Raw genomic sequence first — 11823 nt, forward strand, 5'->3', positions numbered from 1 at the left:
CGCTTGTGGCAAGGAAGGCAAGGCAAGGTAAAATATTATTATTGAATGGCGATTTTGTGTTTGGCCAGCACTTTGCCGTTGTGCTGTAGGCTACCCAAATAAATACCCGAAGGCCAATGAGCAGTGTTAAGTTCCAAGCTGCCATTGCTTTCCGAAAGGCTTTGCTCGTACCAGAGTTTGCCTGTTACGTCGCGTATTTGTAGGCGCACAGGGTTTTGGGCAAGTGCTTCTGGCGTGAGGCTTTCTGATAGCTCATAGCTCATGAGGGTGCTGCTGGTGGCAGGGTTCGGGCTATTTTGCAAAATAGTTTGGCCAGAGCCAGAACCTATTCGTGGTTCACCAGGGCCACCAGGGCCAATAGGTTCCACTGGACAGATAGGATCATTACTAACCGTTAAATTATAACTAATAGTTGCAATACATCCCCTAGCTATTTGTACAGTAACGGTATAAGTTCCTGTTAAATTAGTTGTATAACTAATAGGAACTTCATCTGCAAACATAATTTCAGCCCCATTACGTTTCCAACTAAGCACTTTTTCTATTGAATAACCACTCAAACCACTTACTGTAAGAGTTGCTGTTCCTCCACTACAAAGGGGAGTGGAAGAGAGTTTAATTTGATATTTAACATTAAAGGTGGTAACTATTGTTACTCCCTGTACAATCCACTTACGTATATAAGTGCCAGGTGCTGTAACATTAATGGCCAAAAGATTATTATAACTTGGTTGGCTAGTACCGTTGAATGTCCATGTAACAGAAGGTGATGTTACTTCAAGCGCACTTGCTGAGCATGGTAATTCACTTAATGATATGGAAGTTCCTGGTGTACAGATGTATTTATCGATGGTTTCGGAAGGAAACTTAAGTTGTAGCTTATTGCTTAGCTCGCATACTCTTCTGACTTGATAAGATACATTTTGTACTATATCAGATAAAGATGGCGTTACTGTAAGTGTATTCTGTGTAGCCCCTTGTATTGGGTTTGCACCTTTATACCACTGCCAATTATTATCATTTGGAGCGTCGGAATTGCTTACTGAATATGTAATAGATTGACCAGGGCAAGTATAGGCGTTCCCCCCAGAAGTAGTAACATTGGCCACGATGTTCCAAGTAACTGTTTGTTTGTTTATACTTACATCATCTATAAAAAAATAAGAGTTATTATCACCAGCACCAAACTGTCCTATAACAATTTTAGGGGGATTATTAGCTCCGCCTTCTGTTCCAGTAGCAGTATACAGTCCTTCAACTGTTAGCCATTCTGTAGTAGTAGTCTGTTTAGTAACAGCCAATGACACTATAGGTGTAGTCGTAGGAGCAGGTTCTTGGTTGGTAGGCATGAGTGCTAATCCTATTCTTTGAGCAAAGGTACTACTGCTGTTCACCCATTGAGCTCTTCTTATTCTGAAAGAAACGTGATACTGAACGCCTGCTTCTAAGTTAGAAGATAGATTTTGGGCTGAGTATTCAAGCCAAGTGGTACCAGGAGTGGTAGAGAGGCCAGCGGCAGACGCATTAAAACATGTGCCTATACCTATATATCTTCTATTTCCAGTACTAGTTGTAGGTTTATTTAGAATAGCCCATGGATTGTAAGTATTATCAACATTTCCATTGCCATCACAATCAATAAAATAATCAGGACTAAAATTGTCACTGTACCAGCAGTTACTTAAGTCTATAACAGACTCTGTGCCTAAAATACTGGTACAAATAGTATTAGAGTTGCCAAATACTTCAAATCCTCCGTTACAAACAATGTTGCAAACATCACTTGGCTTCCGTACGAAATGCACATCATCTATAAAAAAATAAGAGTTATTATCACCAGCACCAAACTGTCCTATAACAATTTTAGGGGGATTATTAGCTCCGCCTTCTGTTCCAGTAGCAGTATACAGTCCTTCGACTGTTAGCCATTCTGTACTAGAAGTCTGGTTAGTAACAGCCAATGACACTATAGGTGTAGTCGTAGGAGCAGGTTCTTGGTTGGTAGGCATGAGTGCTAATCCTATTCTTTGAGCAAAGGTACTACTGCTGTTCACCCATTGAGCTCTTCTTATTCTGAAAGAAACGTGATACTGAACACCTGCTTCTAAGTTAGAAGATAGATTTTGGGCTGTATATTCAAGCCAAGTGGTACCAGAGAGGCCAGCGGCAGACGCATTAAAACATGTGCCTATGCCCATGTATCGTCTATTCCCATTACTGGTTGTTGGTTTATTGGGAATAGTCCATGGATTGTAAGTATTATCAACATTTCCATTGCCATCACAATCAATAAAATAATCAGGACTAAAATTGTCACTGTACCAGCAGTTACTTAAGTCTATAACAGACTCTGTGCTTAAAACAGTTGTACAAACAGTATTAGAGTTGCCAAATACTTCAAATCCTCCGTTACAAACAATGTCCGTTTGAGCCTGAGCGGTTGTTGCACTCATTCCGCATACTACAGCAGCAACAGCCGTTAATTTGGTACTAAATCTTTTCAGTGCACGCAAGGTCATGAAAAGTTTTTCGGGTAAAGGCGTACCTTTCCCACTTGACGCAAAGTCAATTTGTTTTTTCATTGGTTTTTTAATTTTTAGTTTAAAATGAAATTGAATATACTATCTAAGTGTGTTAGATGTAAAATTTGGTCAATTCTAATTGGAAAATATTACAAATGCAAAGCCTTTGCAATGTTATTGAATAATATTATGTTTTAATGTTTTATATGAAACAATTTTATGTTTTTTTGTAAATTTTATTTGTTTTTTTGTGTTATTTGCTGTAAAATATATTTAAATGTATAGTATAAAATATGATTATTTTTTGAAATCGTATCTTGTTAATGGCAAGGTAAAACATTATTATTGTTGAATGGCGATTTTGTGTTTGGCCAGCACTTTGCCGTTGTGCTGTAGGCTACCCAAATAAATACCCGAAGGCCAATGAGCAGTGTTAAGTTCCAAGCTGCCATTGCTTTCTGAAAGGCTTTGCTCGTACCAGAGTTTGCCTGTTACGTCGCGTATTTGTAGGCGCACAGGGTTTTGGGCAAGTGCTTCTGGCGTGAGGCTTTCCGATAGCTCATAGCTCATGAGGGTGCTGCTGGTGGCAGGGTTCGGGCTATTTTGCAAAGTAGTTGGGTGCGATGGCGCGGCAAATGCTGTATGGCCAAAGCACATGGCGTCTTCATGGTATAAGACGCTGGTACATAGTATAATATCTGTGTTGATGGACGGGATTTGCTGGGTTCGGAGTGGCTCAATGGCCAATGTATTATAGGTCAGCGGCATGATGTCGTTTAGGTATTTTCGTTGATTATTAATAAAAATAAAGTCGTTAGGAGCATTTCTTTTGTCTAAAGGTAGCTTGGTTTCTCGCACATCCGTCAGTACCAAATTGCCCAGTGGCGAGTCGCCCGAATTGCTAAACCCGAATGAGCAACCGCCCAACTCATTGATAGAACCGTGCATATTGCGTACAATCGGAGAATTGCCTTCCAACAAAGCGGCGGTATAGCGGTAAGGCGTTTCCCAATTTTTGACAAAAGCATTGCAACCAAACCTAAAGATAAGAAAATCTTTTGAGCTTCTTCGCAAATGAATGCCCGTTTTACATTCAATGAACGTATTGGTACTGAGCGTATAACGTTGGCCATCGCCCCATAGCTGCACGGCAGTACTCAAATGCACAAACTGGTTAAGCTCGTCTATATTCACTTGGGGGCAACCTTCCGCATAAACGCCGATGTGCTCCTGCTCATGGCAATCCGCGTTAGGGCTTTGGAAAAGATTATGCCCTGCGCCCGCCCAATCTATTTGGGTGTTGCCTTGGCAATACAGGCCATAGCTTGCGGCAGAGTCAATTTGTCGGTCTTGTTTGGCTTTTTGTATTTGTGTGGAACGCGAGTCGGGTGCATAAAAAAATTGGCATTCGTAGAGTTGGAGCGTGTTGGCGGCAAGGCCGTAGTCGGGATTGGAGCTATAAATTCCTGCCACAAAAATATTTTTGAAAATATTGCCGCCCTTGTTCGGCTCGCCGATGCGCACTTGCCCGTAAGTGTTTTGTAGGTCGAGGCCGTACATTGCCCCATCAAATGTGTTTTGATAAAATCCCACAAAAGGCTGCGTGCTGCGTACAAAACAATGTGCATATTGTGTTTTGGGGCTGTTTTGCGCTATGCGGGGCATCTGGGATGGCCTTGCCACAAAATCCGTGTGCGTAATCAGCGCAGGCGCATTGAGCACTTGCACACTTGTATTGTTATTGGCAAAAACACATTTGGTTATTTGGCTTGCCGTGTCTTTGCCGTAGTTGTTACAAACAATCCCTTCTCGGCTGTCGGCAAACAAACTTTCGTGTATGCGCAATTGCGTTTTTCCTGAAAGAAAAAGCCCGTCCCACGCTTGTCGGCTGGCAGTTGCTCCAAATATAGACTGCTTGATATTCAGGCGTATCGGCTTGCCATTTGTGCCTACACTGATGCGAAAAGGATTGAAATAAAGCTGTTGGCCGATGATGTCAAAACGCGGCTGTATGCTGTCCGTGCTCCGCAATTCGAGATTGCCCGCCACCCAATATTTTTGGTTTTCGTTTTTGGGAAAAGCATTCCAGTAAACCGTATTGGATGTGTCGGGGCTGCCCAACACGAGTGCCTCTTTTACCGCACATTCTCCCAAAACAATGCACTTTCGGGAAATAGTAACGCTTTGTCCTGTGGCTTTTTGGGCAGAAAAAACAATGGAAATAGCGATGTAATTCTTTTCGGAAGCAATATTTGCAAAGGTCAGTAACGTATTGCCGCCAGCGTCTTTGCGCAACTCAAATTGTTGAGCAGTAAGGCCTTTGATTTGCCAATGAGGCGAATAGAATGTTTCGGAGCTAAGGCATTGCAAAGAAAGTGCCTGATTGGGACAAATAACAACTTTTTCGCTTGCCTGATAGCTTTGTTTGGTGTTAAGATTTTGGATGCTAATACTTTGAGATTGTGCAGTTTGCGCCAAAAATAATAGAGAGAAAAGCCCACAAAGTAGTTTATAGTTCATCGGAACGAAAGTAGGTAGAGTAAGGCAAGAATGTTTTTAGATTTAAACAAGACGAATGTCTTTTCAATATTAAGAAATAGCAGCGTCAAATGCAATACGCTGACAAAATTTGCTAAAATATAAACAAACAATGTTATAAAGCATTGTGTTTTTGCTAAATTACAAATTCTTTTCCTTCAGAATGGCACACCACAAATTACACTTACCCGAAAAGATATGCGCTACTTGTGGCCGTCCGTTTGTGTGGCGCAAAAAGTGGGAAAAAAACTGGAACGAAGTAAAATATTGTAGCCAAAGATGCAGACAAAACAAAACACAACCGCTTTAGTTTGGTTCAGAAATAATTTGCGCGTGGCCGACAACAGGCCATTGTGGGAGGCTTGCGCCCGATACAGCCGCGTGATTGGCGTGTATTGCCTCGACCCGCGCCATTTTGCCGCCACGTCTTACGGTTTTCGGAAAACTGAAAAATTCAGGGCTAAATTTCTGCTCGAAACGCTCAGCGAATTGCAACAAAATTTACAAGAAAAAAATATTTCTTTGCTTGTATTGCTGGCCAAACCAGAAGATAAAATCCCGCAATTGATAGCGCAATATGCTGCCGAAGCTATTTATTTTCAAAAAGAATGGACAAGCGAAGAAATTGCCGTTAATAATGCCCTGAAATCGCAATTACCTGACACGATTTTTTGGGATTATTACGACCAATTTTTGTTTGAACCATCACAAATTCCGTATAAAAATTTTTCGCAAATTCCTGAAATATTCACAGAGTTTCGTAAGCAAGTGGAGCGGTTGGCCACCGTGCGCCCTTGCCTGCACATTGAGCCAATGCCCGACACTAATTTGTTGGAATCGGTTGCCGCATTGCCGACTTTGCAGGACTTGGGTTTTGAGGATTTTGACATGCCGCCGCAAACAGCTTTCCCCTTCGTAGGTGGTGAAAATCAGGCTTCAAAGAGACTAAAAAGTTATTTTTGGGAAACAAAAAACCTTTCGCGCTACAAGCAAACCCGCAATGAGTTAGTAGGTGCAGACTATAGTTCTAAGTTCTCGGCGTGGCTGGCCAACGGCTCTATTTCGGCACGGACTATTTACTGGCAAATCCGACAATACGAAAAAGAAATAGCGGCTAACGAAGATACTTATTGGTTGTTTTTTGAGCTAATTTGGCGCGATTATTTCAAATATATTTCCCTCAAACATGGCAATCATATTTTTAAATTATCGGGCATTTTAAATAAAAAATATACGTGGAAAAATAACGCCAGAGCTTTCCAACAGTGGATAAATGGCCACACGCCAGAACCGTTTGTCAATGCCAATATGATTGAGCTAAAAAATACAGGTTTTATGAGCAACAGAGGCCGCCAAAATGTGGCGAGTTTTTGGGCTAAAGAATGGTGTCAGGATTGGCGAATGGGTGCGGCGTATTTTGAGGCGATGCTCATCGACTACGACGTACACAGCAATTACGGCAATTGGCTTTACTGTGCGGGCGTTGGCAACGACCCGCGCGATCGCAAGTTTAACATTGCGCATCAAGCCGCCCAATACGATCCCGACGGACGTTTTCAGCAAATCTGGCTCAAGTTGCCTTAAAGACTGCAAACTTTCCTCTAATCTTGCTATCTTTCGTTTTGCAACTAAACTTTTAAACAAGGATTCATGCCTGAATTTTTACGCGCGTTTTTCTGGAGATTGTATTACAATACGCTGATAATCACACTGATTCGTATTACTTTTTATTATGCAATTCTCGGCAATTTTGATGACTATTTTTCGGCCAAAAGCCTCGAAAGTATGTTGGTGGAAATACTCATGGGCAATTTGTTGTTGGAAGGAAGCCGCTACATTTCGCAGCGCATTGCCTACCGCTTCGACTTGCGCACGCAGACGTGGCAGCGCATCATCGCCGAATTTGGTTGCGTGGGTGTTTATACGTTTATGATGTTGCTCATGACCTCGCTTGTGCCTTGGCTGATTCACAGGCCTTCGCTAGTTTTCCCGACGGTGATTGCCGAGTTATTCAAAATTTCCAGCTATCGCATTATTTTTACGTTTGGCATCATCACGTTTTTGTTTATCCATGCGCTGCGTGTGGGTTCGGACTTGTACGAACGCTGGACAAAAAGTCTGTTGGAAGCCGAAACCCTCAAAAAAGAAAATATGCAGGCGCAATTCGATATGTTGCGCAACCAAATTAACCCACATTTTTTGTTTAATAATCTTAACGCCTTGTCTTCGTTGGTGTACAAAGACCCCGACGCAGCGACGCGTTTTGTGGAGGAATTGTCGGGGGTTTATCGCTATTTGCTTGAAAATAAGGATAAAAACATTGTGCCGCTTCGTTCAGAAATTAACTTTTTGCAAGCCTATATTTTTTTGTTGAAAGTGAGATTTAGAGAAAATGTCCGTTTTACCATAAATATTTCCGACGAATATTTGGGTTTGCAATTGCCGCCCCTGACGCTGCAAATGCTCGTCGAAAATGCCATCAAACACAATATTGTTTCGCGAGATGAGCCGCTTTTTGTCGAAGTTTTTATTGACGAAAACCTGTATTTGGTGGTGCGCAACAATCTCCAACGCCGCGACGACAGCCCCTCTACGGGTACGGGTTTGCAAAATATTATCAATCGTTACCGCTATTTCACCACCAAACAAGTACATATTTTGGATAATAACATTACGTTTACCGCCCGAATGCCTTTGTTAGATTTGTAGGAAAATGGCTTGTAATCAGTGTTTTATGTGAATCGATTGTTTGTTGAAGGAAATAAAAGAACCTTCAGGTTCAGGATATTCAGTTCAAGCAAAAAGCTATTTTTACAAAGCAATGGTTTGGTTGGGGAAAAATCCGTTAGGATTGAAATCTTTGTAGTAAAACGAATCTCTTTGTATTCTAAGGCCGTAGGCCTGGCATCTGTAATTTCCCAAACAAACGCTAAATTTAGGTGTCAATTCAATCTTTGTCCCATGAAAGCCAAGTACATCAACCCTTACACAGATTTTGGATTTAAGAAATTGTTTGGCGAGGAAGCCAGCAAGCCGCTGCTTATTGACTTTCTGAACGCGCTTTTGCCCGAACAAAACCAAATCGTTGAGCTTACTTTCAAGAATGCCGAGCAGCAGGGTATCACAGACCTTGACCGCAAGGCGATTTATGATATTTATTGCGAAAATGACAAAGGCGAAAAATTCATCGTAGAGCTTCAGAAAGCCAAACAAAATTATTTCAAAGACCGCACGGTTTATTACTCCACGTTCCCGATTCAGGAGCAGGCCGAAAAAGGCGACTGGAACTACAAACTAAATGCCGTGTATTGCATTGGTATTCTGGATTTTAAGTTTAATGATTACGCGACAGAAGCCGAGAAAACGGAGGTTTTGCACACCATAAAACTAAAGAATCAGCACGGAAAAGTTTTTTACGACAAGCTCACGTACATTTATCTGGAAATGCCCAATTTCTTGAAAAGCAGAACTTTATTTTAATTTGCAGATATTAAACTATTGAATACCAGTAGTTTAATGTCTGTTTTGTATTTCGTTGCCATATCATTTGCCACACTTAGCATATTGATATAACAAACAACATTAACTGATTACATGTATCATTAGTAAACAATACGAAATGAAATTTGAGAAAATATTCGTTCCATACGATTAACTTATTAAATCTCAAGGCTATTTAATTCTAAATAATCTCTTAGCTTTTGAGGAAGAAAAGATTCTGGGTAATTAGTAAAAGAGCGCACTTTATTTAATATCCCCAAACTACTTTTATTGTTAGATGGATAGCCTAACACATTTTCTAATTTCGGTATATTAAAATGAATATTGGATAACTCTGCACTGTTAAGTAGTTTCCAGTTTGTTGTTATCTGACCCTTTTCAGCAGAACTCCTATCTATTCCATTCTTTTTAAGATATAAATTAGATGATTTTAACTGCGTTTCATCCTTAATATTGGCTAACTCTTGAATAAAATCCTCGTCAAAATCCCAATCGTTAATAACAAAATATTCTAACTTAAAATGCTTACATAAGTCAATTAGTAAATATGCTGTTCCTTTCCCATGATGAACAATAAAAGCCATATTTAAAAAGTTAAGGTATGTTTGGGCATAGTTCTTATTGCCTTTTAATCTCTCAACCTCCTTTTCAATGGCGGTTTTATAAGCTAGAATATCATTAGCACCTTCAACTAAAATAACTTTTCTACTAAATAAAATTTTGTTAAGGTTTGGCTCCACAAACTTAATGTAATTATTAAATTCATCATAAGATATTATATTTTCTTCATTCTCATTTTGAGGCATTGTAAGTGTAAAAGTATCAGTTTCATTATATTTTATGAGCGTTTGCTTACTCTTCTCATCAAATTCTATACGGATAATTCCTTGAGTGTCAAAGATGTCAACCATTTTATCTGAATGAGTAGTATAAATTACCTGATGCCCATTGTCTGATAGATTACATAAAACTGTTTTATAAAAATACTCTTGATGGTTTTCGTGTAAAAAACTTTCTGGCTCTTCAAAAAGAAATAGGCATTTATCTTCTGTATTGCTTTCTGCAATCGCTTTAATAACGGCCATAATAAACATTGAGATATACCCATCGCCAAAATGGTCAATTGGAATAAGATGCTCTTTACTGCCATTTAGCCCAATCTTAAAAATCATTTGCAAGAAAATATCCTGATAATCAGGCAACCCAAATGTTACTTCACAATTATTATCCCTTAAATTCGTAGAATAGTTTTCCTTTATTGCACCAATAAATTGATGGAGCATAGAATCCTTTAAAACTTCATCTGTTGCGTTTTTGACTTCTTGCTCATAAATACTCTTTTTTTTATTCATTTCAGTATCTATAGCAACTAACTTACTTATATGTTTCGCTAAAAATGAGGTTAAGCCTCCCCATGTAGATTTTCTTGTGATTATTTCCTGCTTAATGTTATGAAAGTTAATATAGAAAATATTATAATGCTTATTTAACCCAAACATTGAAGGCTTCATTTCTGACTTTAGTTCATTATCATCCAATATAGATGTAATTTTATATGTATTGGTAATGCTTTTCTCTGTTTTATGTGTGTTCGTAATCTTATCCCAATATTTTTCACAAGAAAACTCAGAGCCTGCTATATCGGTGCTTATTTCTATATTATTCTCATAGTCTAAATTATGTAAATCATTTGCTTCAAAGGTATTTGATTGTATAAATTTATTACCAATACCATATAATATGCAATTCATAAGATTGGTCTTTCCTGAGTTATTATAACCTACAATGGCTGTAGGTTTTTTATACGTCTCATTGGGAAAGAAAAAAGTTTGTTGCTCCCCAAAAGAACGATAGTTTTTTATTGATATTGAGTTTATTCTAATTTTTGACATGGCGATACCTTACAAGTAATTATAGTTTAAATATAGATAAAATGGTGTAATTTCAAGTCTTTTTAGATAAGTGAATTTATACTGAAAATAGTCTTGCAATTGCTCGAAAAATCCGTATAGAGGTAAACGAACAAACCGTTCAACTTCCAATGTATCCGCGCGGAAGTTTTCAGTGTGGTGCTGACATTATTTGTCAGTACCATTTTTTTGTGTAAAAAAGAAACCACATTTTCCGTAATTAACCTTTACCCAGAAAAAAGAGAAGCGATGACTACACCCACCTTGTTTATTTTCTAAACAAGTAAAAAATGCTACAATGGTTGAAAAGGAAAACCCCGATTAGTTACTACGGCGGCAAACAACAAATGGCCTCCAAAATCGCCAAAGCCATTCCCGCCCACCAACTCTATTGCGAACCCTTTTTCGGAGGCGGTGCCGTGTATTTTGCCAAAGAACCCTCTGAAATAGAGGTTATTGGGGATAAAAACGAAGTGGTGGCCAACTTCTATCAAGTTGCCCAAGACGAGGACTTGTTTCCACTTTTGCAAAAACTGGTGGTGGCCACCCCCTACGCCCGCCGCGAATGGGCAGAAGCCCGCAACGTCTGGCGCAATGCTGATTGCTTTTCTGACCTGAAAAAGGCGTGGGCGTTTCGGGTATTAAGTGCCATGTGTTTTAGTTCCAGTATCGGGAGCGGCTTTGCTTTCGACAGGAATAGTAATACCGTCGCCAAACGCTTTCTCAACAAAAAGAAAAACTTTGGGGAACGAATCAGAGAACGTCTTTCGCAAACCTGTATCGAAAACATTTGCGCACTGGATTTGATAGCCGCCCGCGACACCGAAAACGCCTTTTTCTACATCGACCCGCCGTATATTTCCGAGCGCATGGGTAGCAAAACTGGCAAAAACAAAGTAGATCAAGGCCATTATTCGGGTTATACCGTCCAAGATTATGACAATTTGCTCACACTGCTCTGAACCCTCAAAGGCAAGTTTATCCTCTCCAATTACCCCTCCGATTTGTTGGACAAACACGTGCAAGCCAATGGCCGAAAAACTCGAAGTGAAACCAAGGCTTTGCAGGCGGGTTCTAAGGTAAATGGCAAAGTTTCCAATACCAAAACAGAAGTATTGGTCGCCAATTTTGATTTAGTAATTGATGTATAAGTCCATGAGCAATAATATTTTACCAGAAACACAAACCCAAGAACCGCAGCAGTTATTGGCTGGACGAATCCAACTTTGTCTGGAAATTGTCGGCGGTAAGCTACTGTCATAAAGAAATGATTTTGCTCTTGCTACTGCCTTGCAATTGCGTATAATCAGGCGGTGAAAGCCGCCTTTTTCTTTAGCCCTTTTTCTCTACAT

Annotated in this window: 9 protein-coding genes; 6 read left to right on the forward strand and 3 right to left on the reverse strand. The window is 39.8% G+C overall.

All coding sequences use genetic code 11. The features are described 5' to 3' along the window. Positions 1-38 precede the first annotated feature (38 nt). Complete coding sequence (locus BM090_RS17030; RefSeq protein WP_091516492.1) at positions 39-2582, reverse strand: T9SS type A sorting domain-containing protein; 2544 nt, start codon at positions 2580-2582, stop codon at positions 39-41. 282 nt (positions 2583-2864) lie between these two features. After that, the gene (locus tag BM090_RS17035) at positions 2865-5042 is read right to left on the reverse strand and encodes a T9SS type A sorting domain-containing protein (protein WP_143084025.1); all 2178 of its coding nucleotides are present in this window, start codon (positions 5040-5042) and stop codon (positions 2865-2867) included. A 181-nt stretch (positions 5043-5223) separates the two neighbouring features. On the opposite strand from BM090_RS17035, the gene BM090_RS17040 reads away from it, so the two are divergent. From BM090_RS17040 to BM090_RS17055, 4 genes are all read left to right on the forward strand, one after another. Beyond that, positions 5224-5370: a DUF2256 domain-containing protein gene (locus tag BM090_RS17040; protein WP_091516499.1), complete on the forward strand. Its 147-nt coding sequence runs from the start codon at positions 5224-5226 to the stop codon at positions 5368-5370. Further along, positions 5340-6644 (forward strand): DASH family cryptochrome, encoded by a 1305-nt coding sequence (locus tag BM090_RS17045; RefSeq protein WP_091516503.1) that lies wholly within the window; start codon positions 5340-5342, stop codon positions 6642-6644. Before BM090_RS17040 ends, BM090_RS17045 begins: the two co-directional genes overlap by 31 nt. A 66-nt stretch (positions 6645-6710) precedes the next feature. After that, the gene (locus BM090_RS17050) at positions 6711-7769 is read left to right on the forward strand and encodes a sensor histidine kinase (protein ID WP_091516507.1); all 1059 of its coding nucleotides are present in this window, start codon (positions 6711-6713) and stop codon (positions 7767-7769) included. 252 nt (positions 7770-8021) lie between these two features. After that, the gene (locus BM090_RS17055; RefSeq protein WP_221405421.1) at positions 8022-8540 is read left to right on the forward strand and encodes an Rpn family recombination-promoting nuclease/putative transposase; all 519 of its coding nucleotides are present in this window, start codon (positions 8022-8024) and stop codon (positions 8538-8540) included. 179 nt (positions 8541-8719) lie between these two features. Here the strand turns inward: BM090_RS17055 and BM090_RS17060 are convergent, their stop codons facing one another. Next, positions 8720-10453 (reverse strand): ATP-dependent nuclease, encoded by a 1734-nt coding sequence (locus BM090_RS17060; RefSeq protein ID WP_091516510.1) that lies wholly within the window; start codon positions 10451-10453, stop codon positions 8720-8722. 320 nt (positions 10454-10773) lie between these two features. On the opposite strand from BM090_RS17060, the gene BM090_RS17065 reads away from it, so the two are divergent. Then, positions 10774-11433 carry a DNA adenine methylase gene (locus BM090_RS17065; RefSeq protein ID WP_221405422.1) on the forward strand — a complete coding sequence of 220 codons (660 nt, stop codon included), beginning with the start codon at positions 10774-10776 and terminating at the stop codon, positions 11431-11433. Between the two features lie 42 nt (positions 11434-11475). Then, positions 11476-11622, forward strand: coding sequence for a hypothetical protein (locus BM090_RS18535; RefSeq protein ID WP_177199997.1), 147 nt, complete (start codon positions 11476-11478; stop codon positions 11620-11622). The last annotated feature ends 201 nt before the right edge of the window (positions 11623-11823 follow it).

Source organism: Flexibacter flexilis DSM 6793 (assembly GCF_900112255.1).
In the GTDB taxonomy this organism is placed as follows: domain Bacteria; phylum Bacteroidota; class Bacteroidia; order Cytophagales; family Flexibacteraceae; genus Flexibacter; species Flexibacter flexilis.

Bases quoted from the DNA above. Each gene is read 5' to 3' on its own strand.
- BM090_RS17030 (WP_091516492.1), bottom strand. From the start codon at position 2,582: ATGAAAAAACAAATTGACTTTGCGTCAAGTGGGAAAGGTACGCCTTTA.
- BM090_RS17035 (WP_143084025.1), bottom strand. From the start codon at position 5,042: ATGAACTATAAACTACTTTGTGGGCTTTTCTCTCTATTATTTTTGGCG.
- BM090_RS17040 (WP_091516499.1), top strand. From the start codon at position 5,224: ATGGCACACCACAAATTACACTTACCCGAAAAGATATGCGCTACTTGT.
- BM090_RS17045 (WP_091516503.1), top strand. From the start codon at position 5,340: ATGCAGACAAAACAAAACACAACCGCTTTAGTTTGGTTCAGAAATAAT.
- BM090_RS17050 (WP_091516507.1), top strand. From the start codon at position 6,711: ATGCCTGAATTTTTACGCGCGTTTTTCTGGAGATTGTATTACAATACG.
- BM090_RS17055 (WP_221405421.1), top strand. From the start codon at position 8,022: ATGAAAGCCAAGTACATCAACCCTTACACAGATTTTGGATTTAAGAAA.
- BM090_RS17060 (WP_091516510.1), bottom strand. From the start codon at position 10,453: ATGTCAAAAATTAGAATAAACTCAATATCAATAAAAAACTATCGTTCT.